The sequence below is a fragment of the Bacillus sp. FJAT-27986 genome (genome assembly GCF_001685035.1).
Classification (GTDB): Bacteria; Bacillota; Bacilli; order Bacillales; family Pradoshiaceae; genus Pradoshia.
In genome coordinates this window covers 865590-886074 of sequence record NZ_MAYV01000001.1, presented here as the reverse complement: position 1 = coordinate 886074, position 20485 = coordinate 865590, and the positions used below count along the sequence as shown (strand labels likewise).

Annotated in this window: 21 protein-coding genes, 1 pseudogene and 1 riboswitch; of the genes and pseudogenes, 14 read left to right on the top strand and 8 right to left on the bottom strand. The window is 35.5% G+C overall.

The window, feature by feature from the left end; all coding sequences use genetic code 11:
* Positions 1–168 precede the first annotated feature (168 nt).
* The 4 genes from A8L44_RS04270 (at position 169) to A8L44_RS04260 (ending at position 3161) form a co-directional block, all read left to right on the top strand.
* Positions 169–693 (top strand): YusW family protein, encoded by a 525-nt coding sequence (locus A8L44_RS04270; protein ID WP_066101994.1) that lies wholly within the window; start codon positions 169–171, stop codon positions 691–693.
* A gap of 294 nt (positions 694–987) precedes the next feature.
* Positions 988–1110, top strand: coding sequence for a hypothetical protein (locus A8L44_RS19315; RefSeq protein WP_258187980.1), 123 nt, complete (start codon positions 988–990; stop codon positions 1108–1110).
* Positions 1111–1128: 18 nt separating this feature from the next.
* Positions 1129–2067: a magnesium transporter CorA family protein gene (locus A8L44_RS04265; RefSeq protein ID WP_066101990.1), complete on the top strand. Its 939-nt coding sequence runs from the start codon at positions 1129–1131 to the stop codon at positions 2065–2067.
* Between the two features lie 200 nt (positions 2068–2267).
* The gene (locus tag A8L44_RS04260; RefSeq protein ID WP_225983708.1) at positions 2268–3161 is read left to right on the top strand and encodes a cation diffusion facilitator family transporter; all 894 of its coding nucleotides are present in this window, start codon (positions 2268–2270) and stop codon (positions 3159–3161) included.
* A 138-nt stretch (positions 3162–3299) separates the two neighbouring features.
* Here A8L44_RS04260 and A8L44_RS04255 read toward each other — a convergent pair whose 3' ends face one another.
* Positions 3300–4589 (bottom strand): NCS2 family permease, encoded by a 1290-nt coding sequence (locus A8L44_RS04255; RefSeq protein WP_066101987.1) that lies wholly within the window; start codon positions 4587–4589, stop codon positions 3300–3302.
* 122 nt (positions 4590–4711) lie between these two features.
* On the opposite strand from A8L44_RS04255, the gene A8L44_RS04250 reads away from it, so the two are divergent.
* Together A8L44_RS04250 and A8L44_RS04245 are read left to right on the top strand one after the other, a co-directional pair.
* On the top strand, positions 4712–5629 hold the full coding sequence (locus A8L44_RS04250; protein ID WP_066101984.1) for a LysR family transcriptional regulator: 918 nt from the start codon (positions 4712–4714) through the stop codon (positions 5627–5629).
* 118 nt (positions 5630–5747) lie between these two features.
* Positions 5748–6971, top strand: a complete 1224-nt coding sequence (locus tag A8L44_RS04245; protein ID WP_066101980.1) for an aminopeptidase — start codon at positions 5748–5750, stop codon at positions 6969–6971.
* 162 nt (positions 6972–7133) lie between these two features.
* Here A8L44_RS04245 and A8L44_RS04240 read toward each other — a convergent pair whose 3' ends face one another.
* The 3 genes and pseudogenes from A8L44_RS04240 to A8L44_RS04235 all read right to left on the bottom strand — a co-directional run bounded on the left by A8L44_RS04240 (position 7134) and on the right by A8L44_RS04235 (position 7923).
* A complete protein-coding gene (locus tag A8L44_RS04240) occupies positions 7134–7373 on the bottom strand; it encodes a hypothetical protein (protein WP_066101977.1) in 240 nt (79 codons plus the stop codon).
* An 80-nt stretch (positions 7374–7453) separates the two neighbouring features.
* Positions 7454–7669 (bottom strand): annotated as a pseudogene (locus tag A8L44_RS19145) (hypothetical protein); the annotation flags it as partial.
* Positions 7670–7716: 47 nt separating this feature from the next.
* Positions 7717–7923: a hypothetical protein gene (locus A8L44_RS04235; protein WP_066101973.1), complete on the bottom strand. Its 207-nt coding sequence runs from the start codon at positions 7921–7923 to the stop codon at positions 7717–7719.
* 167 nt (positions 7924–8090) lie between these two features.
* Here A8L44_RS04235 and A8L44_RS04230 point away from each other — a divergent pair, with 167 nt between their 5' ends.
* On the top strand, positions 8091–9188 hold the full coding sequence (locus tag A8L44_RS04230) for an AI-2E family transporter (RefSeq protein WP_066101969.1): 1098 nt from the start codon (positions 8091–8093) through the stop codon (positions 9186–9188).
* Between the two features lie 186 nt (positions 9189–9374).
* Here the strand turns inward: A8L44_RS04230 and A8L44_RS04225 are convergent, their stop codons facing one another.
* A complete protein-coding gene (locus A8L44_RS04225) occupies positions 9375–10736 on the bottom strand; it encodes a hemolysin family protein (RefSeq protein WP_077247972.1) in 1362 nt (453 codons plus the stop codon).
* 474 nt (positions 10737–11210) lie between these two features.
* Between A8L44_RS04225 and A8L44_RS18855 the strand changes: the two genes are divergently transcribed.
* The 4 genes from A8L44_RS18855 (at position 11211) to A8L44_RS04210 (ending at position 14622) form a co-directional block, all read left to right on the top strand.
* On the top strand, positions 11211–11381 hold the full coding sequence (locus tag A8L44_RS18855; RefSeq protein WP_175354230.1) for a hypothetical protein: 171 nt from the start codon (positions 11211–11213) through the stop codon (positions 11379–11381).
* Between the two features lie 349 nt (positions 11382–11730).
* The gene (locus A8L44_RS04220; protein WP_066101967.1) at positions 11731–12990 is read left to right on the top strand and encodes a dicarboxylate/amino acid:cation symporter; all 1260 of its coding nucleotides are present in this window, start codon (positions 11731–11733) and stop codon (positions 12988–12990) included.
* Positions 12991–13054: 64 nt separating this feature from the next.
* A riboswitch (TPP riboswitch) is annotated at positions 13055–13155 on the top strand.
* 113 nt (positions 13156–13268) lie between these two features.
* Positions 13269–13859: an energy-coupled thiamine transporter ThiT gene (gene thiT, locus A8L44_RS04215; RefSeq protein WP_066101964.1), complete on the top strand. Its 591-nt coding sequence runs from the start codon at positions 13269–13271 to the stop codon at positions 13857–13859.
* 301 nt (positions 13860–14160) lie between these two features.
* A complete protein-coding gene (locus A8L44_RS04210; RefSeq protein WP_066101963.1) occupies positions 14161–14622 on the top strand; it encodes a helix-turn-helix domain-containing protein in 462 nt (153 codons plus the stop codon).
* Positions 14623–14774: 152 nt separating this feature from the next.
* Here A8L44_RS04210 and A8L44_RS04205 read toward each other — a convergent pair whose 3' ends face one another.
* Complete coding sequence (locus A8L44_RS04205; protein ID WP_066101960.1) at positions 14775–15275, bottom strand: universal stress protein; 501 nt, start codon at positions 15273–15275, stop codon at positions 14775–14777.
* Positions 15276–15575: 300 nt separating this feature from the next.
* Between A8L44_RS04205 and A8L44_RS18850 the strand changes: the two genes are divergently transcribed.
* Both A8L44_RS18850 and A8L44_RS04200 read left to right on the top strand, forming a co-directional pair.
* On the top strand, positions 15576–15740 hold the full coding sequence (locus A8L44_RS18850) for a hypothetical protein (protein ID WP_175354229.1): 165 nt from the start codon (positions 15576–15578) through the stop codon (positions 15738–15740).
* A gap of 111 nt (positions 15741–15851) precedes the next feature.
* Positions 15852–17849: a transglycosylase domain-containing protein gene (locus A8L44_RS04200; RefSeq protein ID WP_066101956.1), complete on the top strand. Its 1998-nt coding sequence runs from the start codon at positions 15852–15854 to the stop codon at positions 17847–17849.
* Between the two features lie 100 nt (positions 17850–17949).
* Here A8L44_RS04200 and A8L44_RS04195 read toward each other — a convergent pair whose 3' ends face one another.
* Positions 17950–18246 (bottom strand): HPr family phosphocarrier protein, encoded by a 297-nt coding sequence (locus A8L44_RS04195; protein WP_066101953.1) that lies wholly within the window; start codon positions 18244–18246, stop codon positions 17950–17952.
* 427 nt (positions 18247–18673) lie between these two features.
* On the opposite strand from A8L44_RS04195, the gene fumC reads away from it, so the two are divergent.
* Positions 18674–20062, top strand: a complete 1389-nt coding sequence (gene fumC / locus A8L44_RS04190; protein ID WP_066101949.1) for a class II fumarate hydratase — start codon at positions 18674–18676, stop codon at positions 20060–20062.
* 67 nt (positions 20063–20129) lie between these two features.
* Here fumC and A8L44_RS04185 read toward each other — a convergent pair whose 3' ends face one another.
* Positions 20130–20345, bottom strand: a complete 216-nt coding sequence (locus A8L44_RS04185) for an alpha/beta-type small acid-soluble spore protein (RefSeq protein ID WP_066101945.1) — start codon at positions 20343–20345, stop codon at positions 20130–20132.
* Positions 20346–20485: the final 140 nt, after the last annotated feature.

The following is a 20485-nucleotide window of genomic DNA, read 5'->3' as shown; positions in this document are numbered from 1 at the left end:
TCCTCCCGCTATATAACATTTTAAACTTTAAAAGCAGTTTATCATAGGTTTTACCCGGTAAGTATAATGAAATAATTATCACTATAAATATGAAAAGATAGTGTATTTAGAAGCTAAGTGGGGAAATACTAAAACAACAGTTACATAACAAACTTAGGAGGAGACATTATGAAGAAATTATCATTAATCATGTGTATGTGCGTTTTAACAGTATTTGCAGCAGGGTGCAATAATAATGATGATGCACAAAAAGATAATCAAGCAAATGACAATCAAACAACAGAAAATAACAATGCGAATGATACAGCGACAGACAATAACAACGCAAACAATCAAGCAACAGACAATAATACGGGTACTAATACAAATGATTCAGCTTATTCTTTTAGAGATTTTGATCTTGAAGTGAAATACGAAAATAATAAGGATTATGAGGTTAGCTACGAAAATGATAACGATGGAGTAGAAGCTTCGATTGAAGATGATCGAAATAATGAGCGAGTAAATGGTAATGATGCAGTTGACCGCTTAAATCCTATATTTAAAAAATTAGATATTGATTCTAATACATCACAGGATGATGTTATATCCAAAGTTATTTCAGCATTTGAATTAGATGATAATTATCAGGCGATTGATATAGATATTTCATTTAATGACGGAACAGAAAAAGAATATAGAAATAATAAGTAATTGATATACGCAATCAGAGCATCCCTTAAGATTAAAAGGGGATGCTTTGTTTTTATGTAGATTTTATTTTTTATTATTTAGGGTGTAAGAAATGCTTTTTCCAATCAGTTGGGATAAGTAAGGGGGTTAATTGTCTTTTTAGAGAACGAAAGAGCAAAGGCTATTATAAAAAAAGGGAGTATGACAGTCAGACTAAGGTAATCTTTTTATGAATAGTTAATTTCCCATTGCACAGCTTTGAATGTTAGGTATAAGATGTAAGAGGCAAAACTATCTTCAAAGGAGTTGAAATTATTGAGTAACTACGATTCGAGTGACCCAGACACGAGCTTGCCTGAGGAAACCAACAGTGCTTTTTATAAAAGGTGGGGAAAGATAATTGTCATTCCATTAAAAAGAGTTGTTGCTTCCTCATAATGAGAGGAGGTTAAATCAATGTTAGAATATTATATCTCAGATACAGATAGTAAATTACAGAAAATTGATGAACTGAAAAAAGGGTGCTGGGTCAATATGGTTGCGCCAAGTGAAGCTGAAATCAAGTTAATTTCGGATCGTTTGGATATACCGGAAGATTTCATTAAAGACCCATTGGATGATGAAGAAAGGTCTCGGCTTGAAAGAGAAGATAATCATATATTAATCATTGTAGACTTTCCATACATTACGTATGATGATGGGGGATTCCCGCTTTATGAAACTCTCCCAATTGGTCTGATTGTAACGGACGAATGCTTTATTACAATCTCACTCATTGAAAATCCCATTATTACTGATTTTGTGAGTAAGAAAATGAAGGGATTTTTTACGTATAAAAAGACAAGATTTGCTCTTCAAATACTGTTTAATATCTCTAGCTATTACTTAAGATATTTAAAACAAATCAATCGTAAAACAGATGACATCGAAAAAGAATTACACCAATCTATGAAAAATGAAGAGCTCTATGCATTCCTTTCATTAGAAAAGAGTTTGGTGTATTTTACGACATCGCTAAAATCCAATAAAATCGTATTGCAAAAACTTTTGCGGTTGAATCATTTGAAAATGTATGAAGAGGATAAGGATCTTTTAGAAGATGTCATTATTGAAAACACCCAGGCGATTGAGATGGCTGAGACGTATCATTCCATTTTAACGAGTATGATGAACACATTTGCTTCAGTTATTTCTAATAACCTGAATATCGTAATGAAATTTTTAACTTCCATTACAATTATTTTATCATTCCCGACCATTGTAGCAAGTATATATGGGATGAACGTTAATTTACCATTTCAAAATAACCCGTATGCGTTTATAGGTGTTATTTGTGTTGCCCTATTGTTATCATCCATTACAACTATAATATTTTGGAAAAAGAGATACTTTTGAAGATAGCAAAAGCTATCTCTTTTTTTGGGGTAAGCTAAATATGTTGAGTCTCTTTCGTGAAAAAGATAAAATATTGTTTTGTGTTCATAATTGATTTGTTTGGTAACATGTTCTGTACAGTTCGATAAAAAAGTGATATAACATTTTTCTGCACTAATGTATGGACTATTTCATAAAGGTGTAAAAGTATGGGGTGAATTATTTTGGAACTTAGAGAGTCAATGGCAAAAAGGGTAGCCTGGATTAGTATTTGGAGCAATATAATTCTTACGGTTGGAAAAATCGTAATCGGAATAATCGCAAGCAGTGATGCCTTATTCGCGGATGGGATACACTCAGCAGCAGATGTTTTTGCAGCGGTTATCGTATTATTGGTACTTAAAGTTTCAAATAAACCTGCGGATCTTGAGCATCCATACGGACATGGCAAAGCTGAAGTAATTGTTTCCGGGGTAATTGGAATCTTGTTATTATTAGTATCCCTTTATATTGTGTATGAAGGTGTAGCGGGATTTTTCCATCCTATTGAAACCCCAAGTATGATTGCCTTCTGGATTGCTTTATTTTCTTATGTAGCGAAAGAATGCTTATTCCGTTATTCCATGAATGTCGGTAAACGGGTAAACAGTAAAGCGATTGAAGCGGTAGCATATGATCATCAGGCGGATATAGTGGCATCATTGGCTGCAGCAATAGGTATACTTTTATCTTATCTTGGGGATCAATTAGGAATCACCTTTCTCTTGTATGGGGATAAAGTGGCAAGTATATTTGTAGCCTATTTGATTTTCAAAATTGCAAGGGAAATGCTGACAGAAGCCTTCCATATTCTAATCGAACGCAATGTACAGCCGGAAATGATGGAGCAATTTGAGGCTGTTATCCTTAGTTTTGATGAAGTCAGACGTATTGACCGAATAAGGGCAAGAGAACACGGTCACTACATAATAATGGATATTCGTATCTCAATTGATCAAGATAAAACAATTAAAGAAGGTCATGACCTATCAAGAGAGATTAAGAACTCTCTAAAGGAGAAATTTGACCATATTGAAGAAGTGCTCATTCATTTAAATCCATACTTTCCGGAATAAACGAAGGCCAATTTACATGTTAATTGTAAATTGGCCTTTTTTCGTTCTGTCCCACCGCATATTTTAGTTATCCAACGTTCAAAATTTAATTAACATTAAAAAACCGGACAGCCATCTCACACCTGTCCGGTTTTTTTGTTATATCGAAGTATATTGAAAGACAAAATTGAGCGTAAATAAAAGAGCGATAATATAAAGTGGTACTGAAACATCGCGCTTTTTCCCTATAAATAGCTTAATTAATGGATAAGCTATGAAACCAATAGCCATTCCGTTGGCAATGCTGAATGTCAATGGTATTAAAACAATTACCAATAAAGCAGGGAAGCTTTCAGTTAAGTCATTTAAATCGATTTCTGCGATATTTTGAATCATTAATGCCCCAATTAAAATCAAAATAGGGGATATAGCTGCATTTGGAATGATTTTAATTATAGGTAATAAAAACAATGAAGCTAAAAAAAACAAACCTGTAGTCACTGCAGTTAAACCGGTACGTCCGCCTGCTGTAATTCCAGCAGCTGTTTCGACAGTGGCAACAGTTGGGCTAGATCCAAATATACCGCATGTCAGGACAGATATAGCATTCGCTTTAAGTGCTTTATTATTTTTTTCTGGTTGCTTAATTGATGCGGTATGCGCATGAATTAAACCAATATTTTCAAAGGTTACAACCATGGCCATTGAAAAAGAAGTTAACAGAAAACCGATTGAGAAGATATTGGTAAATGACATGGCTCCAAAAACTTCTCCATACGAGTTAAATGATGGTTGAGTCCATTCAAACCCATCAAGGTTTACCACTCCAAGAAAGATGGCCAGGATGGTGATGATAGCGACACTGATTAGGAGATTTCCAGGAATATTACGAGTAAATAGAATAAAGGTAATTATAAGACCAAGAATGGTTAACAAGGTTTCCGCATTTGTTAAGTCACCAAGAGCAACAATAGTTTCAGGTGAGGAAACGATAATTCCGCTTTGCTCAAACCCTATAAACATTAATAAAATTCCAATCCCAACTGTAATTCCTGCTTTTAAGGAATGCGGGATTGCTTCAGTAATTTTTTTAGCTAACGGTGTGAACGCAATAAGCATGAAAAGCACACCTGAAAGAAAAACAATTCCAAGTGCTTCCTGCCAGCTATAGTTACCATTGATAACGATTGTATATGTGAACATTGCGTTAATTCCCATGCCCGGGACGACGATGATGGGAGTATTACTCCAAAGTCCCATAATCATGCAACCGAATACACAGGTAAGTATAGTTCCAATCATAGCTGCGTCATATGGTATTCCGGCTTCTGATAGGATTTTGGAATTGACAATTACGATATAAACAATGGTGATAAAAGAAATAAAGCCAGCGAGGATTTCACGTTTTATGGTAGTACCGTGCGCATCCAATTTAAATAATTTTTCCATGATGTGTCGTTCTCCTTTTTAAAAAGCTACCTTCCCATGCTATCATTGTGTGTAATATATGAAAAATATTTATTTTGTATGATAAGTATATCTTTTTGATATAACGGAAATGAGGACAGGATATGGATATAAAACAGTTACGCTATTTTGTAGCCATTGCAGAAGAAAAACAAATTACTAGAGCGGCAAAACGATTGCATATGGCTCAGCCGCCGCTCAGTCAACAATTAAAGAGAATGGAAGATGAATTAGAAGTTGTCCTTTTTAATAGGAAAGGAAACACTCTTGAATTAACTCAGGCAGGAGCCTCTCTCTATCAAAAAGCAGTGGATATCATTAGAGTATTTGAAGAAATGATAACTGAAACGAAAGAAATGGTGGAAGGATTAAGTGGTAATCTCCGCATTGGAGTAAATACATTTTCTGATTATCAATTAGCAGGTTATCTAAATGACTTTCATCAAAAATATCCTAATGTTTATTACACCGTTTATCAAGGGAATTCAGTGGAATTGACGAAAATGATTAAGGAGGGGCTGCTTGACATTGGATATGTCATCTTTCCAATTGAGTCTCATGAGGTGAATATACTGCCCATTAAAACAGAGCCATTTGTTTATTTAACAAATGAAAAAATAGAGAGCTCTGAAACAATCGTTTCTTTAAAAAGCATTAGTAAAAAACCATTAATTCTACCAAGCAATGAAGGATTAGGAATCTACAAAATGATTGTCAGTGAATTCTCAAGGCTGCACATAAAACCGTTAGTGAAAAGCGAATGCTCAGACATCAAGCTATTACTTCAATTGGTAAAGCAGGGATTTGGGGTCACTGTTGTACCGGAATCAGTTGTAAAGACATATGATACACACCAATTATACAGTTATCAGCTTCAAGAAAAAGATTTAACATCTACGGTGGGTGTTATTTGGTCCAAAGAAAGATATCTGGCAAAGACAGTGGAAAATTTCCTGAGTATGATTAAACAAAGAACAGCGGGAAGTCCAGTTACTGAATCAAGTGATAATAACCAGTATTGATAAAGGTATTCTCTTTTTTTTATAATTTTCAAAAAAACCAATTCGTTCAACTGTGTATTCCAACAAGGAGTGGTAAAATAGTAACGAATGGGAATGATGTTTTAAAGGAGCTGAAAGAATGAATTTTGAACAAAAATTAAACAAATATGCAGAATTGGTTGTTAAAGTGGGAGTCAATATTCAAGAAGGGCAAATTTTGGTAATCTCATCCTCAATTGAATCAGCATCGTTTACACGCCAAGTTGTTAAAAAAGCTTATGAAGCCGGTGCAAAGCATGTATACGTGGATTGGGCTGATGAAGAGGTTAGCAGAATCAAATATGAATTGGCTCCAGATGAAGCCTTTAATGAATTTCCGCAATGGATAGTGGCTCAACGAGAGGAGTTGGTAGAAAAAGGTGGTGCTTTCCTATCAATTGTTTCTCAGAGTCCTGACCTATTAAAAGGAATCGATCCGAATCGAATTGCTAGCTTTCAAAAAGCGGCAGGCACTGCATTAAATAAATTTAGACAAGCTACACAATCTGATAAAGTGAGCTGGTGTGTAACAGCTGCTGCAGGGAAGGCCTGGGCTGACAAGATTTTCCCTGATTCCGAAAACAGTGTGGAATTACTTTGGGATGCGATTTTTAAAGCAGTCCGAGTAGATAGTGAGGATCCAGTTGCTGCTTGGAAGGAACACGATGAAACCCTGCGTACAAAAGCAGACTATTTAAATTCAAAAAAATATAAAGTTCTTCATTATAAAGCGCCAGGAACAGATTTATCCATTGAGCTGTCTGATAAACATATATGGTGCGGAGCCGGTAGTGTGAATTCAAAAGGTATATCGTTTATGGCTAATATGCCAACAGAGGAAGTCTTTACGGTTCCTTATAAAGAAGGCGTGAATGGAACTGTTACAAGCACGAAGCCTTTAAGCTATGGCGGAAATGTCATTAACAATTTCACGTTAACATTTGAAAAAGGAAAAGTTGTAGATGTAAAGGCAGAAACAGGTGAGAATGTTCTTAAGAATCTTCTTGACTCTGATGAAGGATCTCGCTATCTTGGTGAAGTTGCCCTAGTACCTCATCAGTCACCAATCTCTGATACAAATATTTTATTCTATAATACTCTCTTTGATGAAAATGCATCCAATCACTTGGCTATTGGCTCAGGCTATGCTTTTTGTCTTGAAGGAGGCAAAGAGATGAATGAAGATCAATTAGCGAATGATGGTGTCAATATAAGTATTAATCATGTTGATTTTATGATTGGTTCTGCTGAAATGGACATTGATGGAGAATTGGCGGATGGAACAAAAGAACCTATTTTCCGAAAAGGGAATTGGGCGTTCTAAACAAAGCTGGAGATAGAGCCGGAACATAAAAGTTCCGGTTTATTTGTATTAGTTCTTTTCTAATAGTATATTGCTGATATCTCAATAAAAAAAGACAGCTTTTGTGCTGTCATTACTTTGTTTGAAGCCCCTAGCTAGCATACTAAAAAAATATATTAAATTTTATTTAAGATTTTTTTCAATTCGGTCAAGACGTTGTTTAGTCTCCTGTATATCTGTTTCTATCAGCTTTAGTTTTTGCTCAACTATTTTACTGTTAGTTAGATAACGCTTAAAAATCTTAACAATATATATAATAGCGATAATAATTAAAATCATTACCGCCAATAGAAAAAAAGGTAAAACATTCGTAAAGATATCTACAAAATTCGATGTTTCCACCTCTGGCTTTACTGTTTCCACTATAGTGTCACTCCTTTACATAGTATTTTTCTATAAGTCCATTAATTCTACATTAAACATTGTTATGGATTAACCTCACTTCAACCTGAGTTACTCTTTCTATGATCCCAAAGGGTTAAAATTTCTTTCTCAATTTCCTGCGTAATATCATATGCACCTTTAGATTTGTTAGAACATATTACGGCTGTGATTGACATCTTAGGATAAAATGCCGAATGGAAACTAACTCCCGGGTCATAACTCATAATATGATATTTGAAAATCTCATCATTATGTTTCTCTATCCATACTCCGTAATAGCTGGTGAATTGTTATACCCTTTTCAAAGTTCGGGAATTGAATATTAAGACAATCTTCTAATTTCATCTCCCATTTCTGTGTTTTGGTTCTTATGGTTGTTTATGCTTAGTGAAAAAGCTGAACAAAGCAAAAATATGAATGCTAACCCAACTCCAACTAACATTGAATATCCGAAAATGTTTTTTAGCGCCATACCACCTGCGATACTTGCAACAAATAGCAACAGAAACATCACTGTGTAGTTCTTCAATTTAAACACCGCCTTACCAATATTATACAACAATCAGTAGGAAAACAGATTTTTATAAAAAGTATGACATCTAATGTATTAAAACATTATATTAATGGGAATGTTTTTTCTAACGAATAAATACGATATAATGGGGAATAACCGAATATGAGGAGAGGAGGATACAATTGAAATCAAAATTACATTTTTGGACATTGGAAATCTTGTTACTGTTATTGATTATATTCGTAAGTACAAAAATTTCCTTCTTATTTAATCCGATTGGGATCTTCATATCTACGCTTTTTTTCCCAATTTTGATTTCAGGATTTCTGTTTTATTTATTAAATCCACTTTTAAAATTTATGATAAAGCGGAAAGTACCAAAAATCATTGGAATCTTGATCGTATACATAGCCCTGATTGGTTTATTTATATTTGGTGGAGCAACAGTTGGGCCAATCGTTTCGAATCAAATAACAGATATAGTCGAGAATACGCCTAAAATCATTGATGATATTGGAAGAATCATTGAGGATGCATCTGATTCCCCTTTGGTTAATTATGTAATTCAACAGGATATAGTTAAAATAGACGAACTGAAGGACAGATTGCTTGAATTCACAACCACTGTGACAAAGAATATAACGACTGGAGTCTCGGCCGTCTTCTCCTTTATCACAAATCTGACATTAATTATCATAACAGTTCCGTTCATCTTGTTTTATATGTTGAAGGATGGGAATAAACTTCCCAATGCAATCATGAGATTTTTACCATCTTCTTTTAGGAAAGAAGGAATGGTTATTATTCAGGAAACCTCTGAGACATTGGCAAGCTATATACAGGGACAAATTATTGTCTGTATTTTTGTCGGTACGTGTTGTTTTATCGGTTTCTTAATACTGGATTTACCATATGCACTGACGCTGGGATTAGTAATTGCAATTACAAACATTATTCCTTATGTAGGCCCGTTTATTGGGGCTGCACCGGCAGTGGTAGTCGGTCTATTCCAATCGCCGCTAACAGCTATTTTGGTCATCTTAGTGATTGTAATAGTTCAACAAATTGATGGTAATCTGATTTCTCCGTTGATTATTGGGAAATCACTTAATATTCATCCATTGACCATTATCTTGATATTATTGGTTGCAGGAAGTTTAGCTGGTATAATGGGGATGATATTAGCCGTGCCGACCTATGCTGTTGTAAAAACGATCACCAAAAATATTGTAAGGCTCTATAGATTGTATAAGACGAAAACGACTGTTATAACCGAGTAATGATTGAGCAGGACCTGTTAAGGTTCTGCTTAATTTTGTTTTCCTGAAGTAAATAAGCTAGCTCGAAAGGATCTTGTAGCTAATCAGGAAAAGAGGCATACATTATAAAAACCGCTTCTCTAAGGAAATTAAATTCCAATTTGGAGAAGCGGTTTGTTGGTTGGTGTTCTATAAATAATTTAAATATTAAGAGAAGAGGACATTATCTTCTTCAGCGACGTTTTTTTGTGGTATACCGATTATCTGATATTCTTTAACCTTTTGCTTAATTTCAACATAATGGATATGATGGTCTTCCATATCGATGATGGTTACTTCATATCCTTCGAGGTCAATCGTATCCCCCAACTTGGCATCATAATTTTCGGTTAGAACCCATCCGCCGATTGTATCAATATCTGAGTCATCCAAATTAGTTCCAAGCAAGTCATTAATTTCACTGATAAGTACTTTTGAATCAACGATATAGGAGCCGTCTGGATTTTTACGAATCTCAGGTATCTCGTCAGCATCGAATTCGTCGCGGATTTCTCCAACAATTTCTTCAACTATATCTTCAATAGTGACTAAACCTGAAGTTCCGCCATACTCATCCATCAGAACAGCCATGTGAATGCGTTCAGTTTGCATCTTGACTAATAAGTCATGAATCGGCATGGTATCTAAGACACGGATTATCGGCCTAATGTAGGGATCAAGAGTGACAGTTGTCACCTGTTTATGCTGGACGATATCTGTCAGTATTTCTTTTACATTTACTAATCCAATGATGTGATCCTTATCTCCATCAATAATAGGATAACGAGTGAATTTCTCAGCATGAAATACATCAATAAATTCCTTTACGAGGTCATCTTTTGATAAGGAAATCATTTCTGTTCGTGGTACCATAATTTCTTTTGCAATTCGGTTATCAAATTCAAATATATTGTTCACATATTTAAACTCAGATTGATTAATTTCGCCGCTCTTCAAACTCTCAGACAAAATAATTTGCAGTTCTTCTTCTGTATGTGCAATCTCATATTTTGATGCGGGTTCAACTCCGACTGATTTGGCAATCAGCCTTGCTGACCCGTTAAGAGCCCATATAAAAGGATACATGATTTTATAGAAAGTCATAAGTGGCTTTGAAGTAAGAAGAGCAATTGATTCCGCTTTTTGAATGGCAACAGTCTTTGGTGCCAATTCACCAATGACTACGTGAATAAATGTAATTAACATAAAAGAGAGAATGATGGTCAGTGTTTTGGCAACAGCATCCGGTAATGTCAAGAATGATATTACTGGAGATATGATAGTGGCAAAGGTTTCTTCTCCGATCCAGCCAAGTGCCAGTGCTGTCATCGTTATGCCAAGCTGACAGGCAGACAAGTATTCATCCAGATTTGTGATGATTTTTTTTGTACTTATTGCCTTTTTATTTCCTTCTTCAAGTAATTGATCTATCCGTGAAGAACGAATTTTAACAATTGCGAACTCCGATGCAACAAAAAATGCGGTTAATGCAATCAAAATGGCTATAAAAACCAAATTCCATATGTCCAATAAATTTCCTTTAACCGTTTATGACGGTCAAGGAGTCACCTCCTGTAGTAATAAGCTGCTATCAGCTAAATGGTTTAAATATAAAAGATCGACTATATGAATGTTTTTGGTCATCAACTTCCCATGTGAATCACCCCTTGGATTATAAAAGAGAAGTATTTGAAAAAGAGTTATTACTATCCATTATATTAAATTTATAAATGAATAGCATTTGTTTTTATTCCTAATTTAATAATTTGACTATATTTTCAATAAATATGAAATTTGGGACTATCTTTTTTTCAGCAATTTAGTAAAATTTAAGTTGTGGAATTATTTACATAAGTAACATAATTATAGTGTTATTTACATAAAATCAGTTAGTAAATAAAACAGATATAAATGTCAAATAAAATGCTTGTATTTTGGTTTGAGGGATTAATATAAGGGTATATTTGTATGGATTAGTATAAATTAGAGGTGGAGATAGTGTGTATGGATATCGTATCTAAATTTAAGGTGCAGGGAGTTATCATTGAAAAGACAAAATCACGTAATGAAATATTTTCAAATGTATTTATTTCAGGGTTCTCTGATTTGGGTCATGAATTAATGGCTGAGGAAGCATCTGAGTCCAAGAAGGAAGTAGAACTAAAAAGTCATTAATCAATCTCATACATACATATTAGTTAAAAATACGATCATTTCACAGAAGACGCATGTATGCGTCTTTTTTTGCTGTTGTATGAGGATATGCAGAAAAGACGGAAATATAAAAATTTATATTTATGTGATCAAGGGACAAAACGAGGAAAAACAGGCCCTCACTCAAGCTAAGAGTAAGATTGTACACACCTCCCTGTAATTCTTTCCATTGTCATCTTAGGAATAATCTACTATTATTATATAGAAATAAGAAAAACCATTCTAATTTGTGGGGTGTTTTTTCGTTAAATTCTCCTTTTATGTGGAGTATAGTAGATTTTTTCTAATAGATAATTGAAGGAGGGCATCTATGAACCTTACAGTTAAAATTATATTAGGATTGTTTTTTGGTGCGATTGTTGGATTGATGCTTAACATTTTTTCACCTCAATCATTTGAAATCTTAAATGCTTTAGTATTTTCACCAATCGGCAGTCTGTTCATTAACGCTATTACCATGCTGGTTGTTCCTATTGTACTTATCTCAATTACTCTAGGTACGGCGGGTTTAGGGGATCCTAAAAAACTCGGCAGAATTGGTGGTAAAACCATTCTTTATTTTCTTTCAACGACTGCATTTGCTATCACAATTGGTATATTCCTGGCCTTAGTCATTAAACCAGGGAACGGAGGTAATTTTGATATTGCCTCAGCTGAATATACAGCCACTACAGCCCCTTCTATAACTGAAACTCTCATTAATATCATTCCAAAGAATCCAATTCAGGCAATGGCGGATGGAAATATGCTTCAGGTAATTGTAATGTCTATTTTCTTTGGGATCGCAATTACGGCTCTTGGAGAAAAAACAAAAGGTATTATCAACCTTTTGGAGCAAGGTAATGAAGTACTGATGTATTTAGTTAACCTAATTATGAAGGCAGCACCTTATGCAACATTTGCCTTAATAGCAACTGCTGTCGGAAGCCAAGGTCTTCCGGCTATTAAAAATATGGGTCTTTATATGATCGTAGTTCTTTTGGCATTATTGGCTCATACAATTGTCATATACGGGGGAGCGATTGCAATATTCGCGAAACGTAATCCAATAGAGTTTTTCAAAAAGTTTTTCCCAGCTATGACAGTCGGGTTTAGTACTTCGTCGAGCAGTGCAACTTTGCCGGTAGCTATGGAGCTTACACAAAAAGAGCTGAATGTACCAAAAAGTATCAGCAGCTTTGTGCAGCCGCTTGGCGCTACCATTAATATGGATGGAACTGCTATTATGCAAGGGGTTGCTACTGTATTTATTGCCCAGGCATATAGTGTGGACCTTACAATGACGCAATTAATTACTGTCATCCTGACAGCTGTTCTTGCAAGTATTGGAACAGCAGGTGTGCCGGGTGTAGGATTAATCATGTTGACTATGGTTCTTGGCCAGGTTGGCCTTCCAGTTGAGGGTGTAGGCTTGATCCTCGGTATTGATCGCTTACTTGATATGACGAGAACAGCAGTTAATATTACTGGAGATGCATCTTGTGCTGTAATTATTGCCGAATCTGAAAAGAAACGTGAAGAAAAAGAAGATAAAGCAGATACAATAAAAATAGAAGAAATGACTGCTTAGTTAGATTTGGATTAATAATACTTGCTAATGTATGGAAAAATTAGTACGATGTAAGAAATGAATAGTATTCCACAAGGGGAGCCTATGGCTGAGAGTGAACGATCGAGTTCTGACCCTTCGAACCTGTTAGTTAGCACTAGCGTAGGAATGTGGCTGAATGAATGTAATGTAAGCAATGCGAGCCATTTTTGTGCGAGCATTGCTTTTTTGCATTTTTGGATGCCCGATCAAGATGGAGGTTACGATTCAGGAGCTCTTGATTAGAAAGGGGAAGTAAGATGAGAAACAAACGATTATTATTTATGGTGGAGATTGCTGTTTTTTCTGCTTTGGCATTTATTTTTGATTTGTTGGCCACTGTTGTATCTTTTAGTTTATGGCCGCAGGGTGGCAGCGTGTCAATCGCTATGGTACCTGTTTTTTTAATGGCTTATCGATGGGGTGTTAAAGGTGGCGTAACCACAGGATTACTGTTGGGTTTGCTACAAATTCTATCAGGAACTGCTTATATCATGCATCCTGTACAAGGTTTTCTCGATTATATTGTCGCTTATACGGTTGTTGGCTTAGCTGGGATTGTATTTAAATATGCAGATAGAGAACGAATTGGCAAAAAGGATATTAAAACATCAGGTATTATTGTTTTAGGAATACTACTGGGAAGTACGATGCGTTTTTTTGCACACTTTATTGCTGGAATGGTTTTCTTTGGAACTGGCGCAGCAGATGGCCAATCAGTCGCAGTTTTCTCATTGTTTTATAATTTATCCTATATGCTGCCAAGTGTTATTGTAAGCGGAATGGTAATGATGCTATTATTTGCAGCAGCACCACGGGTTATCTTGCGGAAATCTGTACATCATTCCTAAAAAGATTAATAATTTGAATTTAGGGCTCTCGACATAGTCGAAAGTCTTTTTGAGTTTTTCTAATTCCATGTACTTGAACCCGACCCATCTTGGCTTCGCTCCTGAAAGAGTTATAGTTCTATCGTCCTTTTTAATTAATAGAAAGCAGTTTATTGTAAAAAGAAGAAGAGAATATAAAAAAATTAGTAAATTTATACATAATAATACCTATCTTCCATTTATTTCTATTATAATGATAGTAGTGAACATTAAATTTGGAGTATAAATATTATATTTTATATTGATGGGAAGTGGGATGATTATGAGTAAGGATGAAATTATTCGTCTAATATCTGAACGTATGCGATTAATCCGTGTGGAAGTTGATTATACACAAGACAAGATGGCCGAAATAATCGGTATTTCTAAAAAAACATTGGTACAAATTGAAAAAGAGCGTAATGAAGCAAGTTGGACTACTGTCGTGGCTGTCGTTTCATTATTTCGTGAAACATTAACAGTGCAGACTTTATTTGGCGGGGACCCTCTCGAGGTCATTGAAACGGTTTCAAGAGAAAGAATTGATTACAGGAAAGAAAAAATGCTTGGCGGTAAGGTATGGTGGAAAGATATTCTTAATGATGGCGGGTATGTTCTGCAGCAAAATATGATTAGTGAGCACTATCGTATTTTAGATGGGGATCAGTATCGAATCTATAGTTCATTAAACGAGAATGATGCACATAATAAATATAAAGAATTGGTTAATAAAGTGTTGCAATAATACTCTGATATTGAGAGATTCCTGTTGAACGTACGTGTGTATGAAGTTGCCTGGAATGTCTCTTTTTTTAGATTTGGATTTTCTAGCAAAATAAATGGCCTCCTTTTGCTCTCTATGAGGCAGGAGGCCTTATATAGTTAAGGAACAATTAATTATTTTGCCACTAACACAGGACATGAGGCATTTTTAATGATTTTTTCAGAGATATTGCCGAGAAACAATTTACGAAGACCGGTAGTGCTGCTATTGCCGACAATAATTAAATCGACTCCCTCTTTTTCAGCATATTGAAGAATCATATCATCAATTGTCCCTTCAAGTACTACAAAATGTGAATGGATAAGATTATTACCTTCCAAGCTGTTTACATAGCGTTCAATTTCCTCAAGTCGATTGTTATTCGCAGAGTTATTGTTTATTAAAGAATTAGTTTCTGGAACGATTGCCTGCCCCTGGCTGGAGTCTGCGTAAAATGTGCTATTGGTTGAGGCTACAAATGTATTCTCAGGAATTAATCCTTCATTATTTTCTTCATAAACATAAACTACTGATAATAAGGAGTTCTCTTTACTCTTACAAAAATTTAATCCCATTGATAAACCCAATTTAGCCGAATCTGAGCCGTCGAACGCCACCAATATATGGTTAAACATATAACTCAGTCCCTTCATTTTATTTGCACTCGTTATTATTTATCCTTTATTTGGCTTTTGGAAACATCAGGCAAGGGAACCTGTCAATCCAATATCCTATATAGTGACCTTATGCCTTAAAAGAGTAGGTATGTTATTTTTGGGATAATTTGGAAAATTAGTCTTAATTTGTTGTGAAATAGGGTCAAATCAAGATTACCTATTTAGAAGTTCGAAAAATAGATAAATATGCCAAAAGACCAATGGTCATACCAGCAAATATCTTGTATTCTTGTATTATAGAAAAAAGAGGTGATGAGGATGTTAGATGAAAAACAACCCCAGGATATTCACCCAATTATTAAAAAATGCTTAACTCACTTGGATGTTTTGGGAGCAGATGTAAAATTAAAGCAAATTGTTTATATGTATATGGAAACATTGCATAAAGAAATTGGAAACTCGAATAATGAGATTAACAAGTGAAAGATATAGGTAAACCTAAAACAACTGTCTATCAGTTGTTTTTTATTTTTTGTGTATAATATGTAACAATGGATAGAAATTTAGTTGATTTTTAGAGAGGATGAGAATTGGATGGGTTATAAGTTTTTAAAAATATTTGACCATTCTCGTTTAGTACACATTCTTCTGCTTGGTCTATCGTTCATAGCCCTTATCATAAGTTCATTCCTTTATCTGCTCTTAAATCAGGAAGTTGATTTGTCTCATCTGAAAACTGAGCTTATGCAGCCAACCATCATTTATGATATGGATGGAGAAGAGGCTAGTAAAATTTCAGCAAATAAGACAGAAGGGGTTTCAATTAATCAGATTCCAGAGCATGTGATTGATGCTGTTATATCAATAGAAGACCGACGTTTTTATGAACATAGTGGGATTGATTATATAGGGATTATTCGAGCAGCATATGAGAATTTCACTGCAGGAACTGTTGTTCAGGGTGGAAGTACTATCACGCAGCAACTAGCAAAAATAACACTTTTAACGCCTGAACAAACCTTGAAGAGAAAGCTGAAGGAGGTTTCGATAGCCAGCCAGATTGAACGTGAATACTCAAAAGATGAAATCATGGAGATGTATTTAAATCAAATTTATTTTGGGCATGGCGCTTGGGGAATTCAAAATGCCAGCAAAGTATATTTTGGAAAAGAAATCGAAAAGGTCAATCTATCTGAGGCAGCTTTGTTAGCTGGTTTAATACATGCTCCCTCTGTTCTGGATCCTTATAAAAACTTTGAGGCGGCAAAAAAAAGGCAAGAAGTAGTGTTGGTTCAGATGGAAAATAGTGGGTTTATTACGAGTGAAGAGAGGGAATCAGCAGCTGAAGAAGAAATAAGTTTCACAGAGTTAAGCGATCCCTTAAAAGGAATGTTTCCCTACTATGTTGACCAGGTGATTATGGAAGCTGACAAAACATATGGAATAAAGCAGGACGAGTTGTTAACAGGTGGATATAAAATATACACAGAACTAGATCAAGGTATGCAGGAAGATATGGAAGAAGTATATAAACAAGATGATTTGTTTGCAAAAGGTTCAAATGCAGATGAATTAGTACAAAGCAGTGCCGTTTTGCTTGATCCAAAGACTGGCGGTGTCAGAGCCCTTATTGGGGGAAGGGGAGAGCATGTTTTTCTTGGATATAACAGAGCGACACAATTAAAAGCCCAGCCAGGTTCAGTGATGAAGCCCCTCGCAGTTTATACACCTGCCCTTGAAAAAGGATATAAACCTACAGATTTGATTAAAGATACGGAGATGGAATTTGCAGGAGGTTATTCACCGAAGAATTATAATGATCAGTATGAAGGAGAAGTTCCGATGTTCGAGGCTGTGTATAAATCGAAAAATATCCCTGCAGTCTGGCTTTTGAATGAAATAGGCATACAAGCTGGAATGGATTATGCAGAGAAATTTGGCATTAAACTTGGAAAGAATGACCGAACACTGGGTCTTGCTTTAGGTGGGCTAAACGAGGGAGTATCTCCACTGCAGATGGCTTCAGCCTATTCTGTATTTGCAAATGGAGGTGTACGTCAGGAAGCACACCTTATCCGGAAGATTGTAGATGCGAGCGGCAAAGAAGTTGCTGTCTTTAAAGGGAAAAAAATTAAAGTAACGACCAAGGAAGTAGCAAAAAATATGACTGCCATGCTAAAGGGTGTGGTTGATTATGAAGGTGGAACTGGAACAAATGCAAAGGTTGAAAATAGAGATATCGCTGGAAAAACAGGTTCAACTCAGGTAGATAATGTGTCTAGACAGGACGCGGTAAAGGACCAATGGTTTGTCGGTTATTCTCCCAACCTCGTTGGTGCCGTGTGGATGGGCTATGATAAAACAACAGCCAATCAGTATCTTTACAAAGATAAAATAAGCGGTGCAAATATTGTTTTTCAGGAAATTATGACAAAAGCCTTACAAAATGTCGAAAATCAAACATTTGATGTTCCAACAATAGATGATATGGAAAAGGAAGTAGAAAAGAACCGTTTTAAAAACTATTGGATTGAGCAAAAGGAAAAGATTCAGAAAAACTTTGATGAATGGATCAATCGCTGGAAAAATTAATTAAAAAATAAGTTGCCTTCCATATTCAATAGGAATGAAAAAAGCCCATTTGAAATCGTAAATTTTACGGTCTCAAATGGGCTTTTCTACTATGCTGTAATTAAGACATAGAGGGTGTTAACTCAGTATTTTCTGTCAGACATATTGTTTCGATTTGCTCAATTGCCCCTTGAGCATTTTCGCCTTTAACAAGGACTTTAACATGTGCATCCGTACCTAATGTTAGGAAAAAAGCTGTTAAAGAAGAAATATCCTTTACGTTAATTTCTTGTGTATTCCTTACCAATTTGATTGTTCCATTAAAGTTTTTCGCATATTGTGCTATACACATTAATTGTGGAAGTGTTATTTGTTTTTGAATGGAAAGTTCAGAAGAACCGATTTCATATTTTTGCATTTTGTCTCACCTTTTCCTCTGTTATTGAGCTAATTTATATACTATTTACCCTGTGTTAAATTAATTAAACAAAATATAGATAACGTGGGAAATTAATGATGGATTGAAATCAACATGAGTGATAGTCATAGAATTGTAAAATATTTTCATTTTTTAACCGGTCAGCCCAGAGTTAAATGTGCTATTTTTATCATTATAAGGATATGAGGAGGTAGGGAAAATGATTGATTATACTGTAACGCTTGCTATAGCTAGTATCATGACTTTAGGCTTTTTTATCGGGCACATGCTTTGGGATGCGTAAACCTAATATCTCCTAAAAGCTAACAGTCAAGGGGATTAGATTTAAGCGCTATCATTTGACCATCTGCTATAATAGAGAGTATGTTCTTAATAGTAAGATAATACTTTATAGGGGATGATGAAGGTGGAATATCGGATTGAAAAAGATACGATGGGAGAAGTGCGTGTTCCAGCTGATAGCTATTGGGGGGCTCAAACAGAGCGTAGCCGCAACAATTTTAAAATTGGACAAGAATTAATGCCAATTGAGATTGTATATGCCTTTGCCCACCTAAAAAAAGCCGCTGCTTATTCCAATTTTGATTTAGGTAATTTATCGGAAGAAAAAAAGAATGCGATATCATACGTATGTGATGAGATTATCGCAGGAAATTTAAATAGTCAATTTCCTCTAAAAGTTTGGCAAACTGGAAGTGGAACCCAAAGCAATATGAATGTGAATGAAGTAGTAGCACGTAAAGGGAATGAATGGCTGGAGAATAATGGGTTTGAAGCAACGCTGCACCCTAATGATGATGTAAACATGTCTCAAAGCTCCAATGATACATACCCAACGGCTTTACATATTGCAGCTTATGAAACTATACATAAAAATGTTTTGCCTGAAATTATTGCTTTTAGGAAAGTACTTCAAGAAAAAGAGCAGGAGTTTATGGGAATTGTTAAAATTGGACGTACTCACCTGCAGGATGCTACACCATTAACACTTGGCCAGGAAATAAGCGGATGGAGATTCAGTTTTGAACGTTCAGAACAGATGATTAGGGAAAGTGCCGAGAAGCTGCTTAGCCTTGCGATAGGAGGTACTGCTGTTGGTACAGGCATTAATGCCCATCTCGAATTTGGGGATAAAACAGCGGGATATATATCTGAACAAACCGGTTATAACTTCATTTCTTCACCAAACAAATTTCATGCATTGACCAGCCATGATGAGATTGTTTATGCGCATGGTGCATTAAAAGCTTTGGCTATGGATGCGATGAAGGTGGCCAATGATATACGCTGGTTGGCAAGCGGCCCTCGCAGTGGTATTGGGGAGATTACCATTCCTGCAAATGAACCTGGGAGTTCGATTATGCCTGGTAAAGTAAATCCGACGCAAAGTGAAGCTTTAACAATGGTAGCTGTTCAAGTATTGGGAAATGATACATCCATTGGATTTGCTGCAAGCCAGGGGAATTTCGAATTAAATGTATTTAAACCCGTGATTGCTTATAATTTCCTGCAATCTGCCAGATTATTGTCAGATTCGCTTAAATCCTTCAGGGTTAATTGCCTGGTTGGACTTGAGGCTAATATTGAAAGCATTCAAAAAAATGTAGAGTCCTCCCTTATGCTCGTAACGGCACTAAACCCGCATATAGGCTATGAGAAAGCAGCTGAAATTGCTAAGCTTGCCTTTAAAGATAACAGTACGTTAAAAGAAACAGCCTTGAAATTGGGTTATTTAACTGAGGAAGAATTTGATCAATGGGTAAATCCAAAAGATATGGTCAAACAAAAATCCTAAAAACATTCGTAACCCCCTTCCGAATTGTTCGGAAGGGGGTTTTAGCCATTTTATATGAAATTTTTAATTAAGATTGAGATCTGCCGCTGATTTGTTGTTCACCCATACGAACAAGTCTTTTTGTGATTTCCCCTCCAACAGATCCGTTTGCGCGAGCTGTTGTTTCAGCACCAAGTTGTACTCCAAACTCAGTAGATATTTCGTATTTCATTTGATTGATTGCTTCTGCTGCACCTGGAGCAACCAATTGATTAGAGTTATTGTTTGAGCTGTTTTGAGCCATGATGTTAATCTCCTTTAAAAAAATGATTTATTTGGCTGGGTCAGTCGGATTTGAACCGACATACAGGAGATTATCGTATGAAATCTCCTAAGCCCTAAACGGCTTGACCCATTGATGTGAGTGCGTCTTTCTACTAGCTA

Excerpts from the sequence above, each read along its gene's own strand:
- A8L44_RS04200 (WP_066101956.1), top strand. The coding sequence starts at position 15,852 with ATGGGTTATAAGTTTTTAAAAATATTTGACCATTCTCGTTTAGTACAC.
- A8L44_RS04185 (WP_066101945.1), bottom strand. The coding sequence starts at position 20,345 with ATGGCTCAAAACAGCTCAAACAATAACTCTAATCAATTGGTTGCTCCA.
- A8L44_RS04265 (WP_066101990.1), top strand. The coding sequence starts at position 1,129 with ATGTTAGAATATTATATCTCAGATACAGATAGTAAATTACAGAAAATT.
- thiT (WP_066101964.1), top strand. The coding sequence starts at position 13,269 with ATGAGAAACAAACGATTATTATTTATGGTGGAGATTGCTGTTTTTTCT.
- A8L44_RS04220 (WP_066101967.1), top strand. The coding sequence starts at position 11,731 with ATGAACCTTACAGTTAAAATTATATTAGGATTGTTTTTTGGTGCGATT.
- A8L44_RS04210 (WP_066101963.1), top strand. The coding sequence starts at position 14,161 with ATGAGTAAGGATGAAATTATTCGTCTAATATCTGAACGTATGCGATTA.
- A8L44_RS04250 (WP_066101984.1), top strand. The coding sequence starts at position 4,712 with ATGGATATAAAACAGTTACGCTATTTTGTAGCCATTGCAGAAGAAAAA.
- A8L44_RS18855 (WP_175354230.1), top strand. The coding sequence starts at position 11,211 with ATGGATATCGTATCTAAATTTAAGGTGCAGGGAGTTATCATTGAAAAG.
- A8L44_RS04255 (WP_066101987.1), bottom strand. The coding sequence starts at position 4,589 with ATGGAAAAATTATTTAAATTGGATGCGCACGGTACTACCATAAAACGT.
- A8L44_RS04270 (WP_066101994.1), top strand. The coding sequence starts at position 169 with ATGAAGAAATTATCATTAATCATGTGTATGTGCGTTTTAACAGTATTT.
- A8L44_RS18850 (WP_175354229.1), top strand. The coding sequence starts at position 15,576 with ATGTTAGATGAAAAACAACCCCAGGATATTCACCCAATTATTAAAAAA.
- A8L44_RS04245 (WP_066101980.1), top strand. The coding sequence starts at position 5,748 with ATGAATTTTGAACAAAAATTAAACAAATATGCAGAATTGGTTGTTAAA.
- A8L44_RS04205 (WP_066101960.1), bottom strand. The coding sequence starts at position 15,275 with ATGTTTAACCATATATTGGTGGCGTTCGACGGCTCAGATTCGGCTAAA.
- A8L44_RS04195 (WP_066101953.1), bottom strand. The coding sequence starts at position 18,246 with ATGCAAAAATATGAAATCGGTTCTTCTGAACTTTCCATTCAAAAACAA.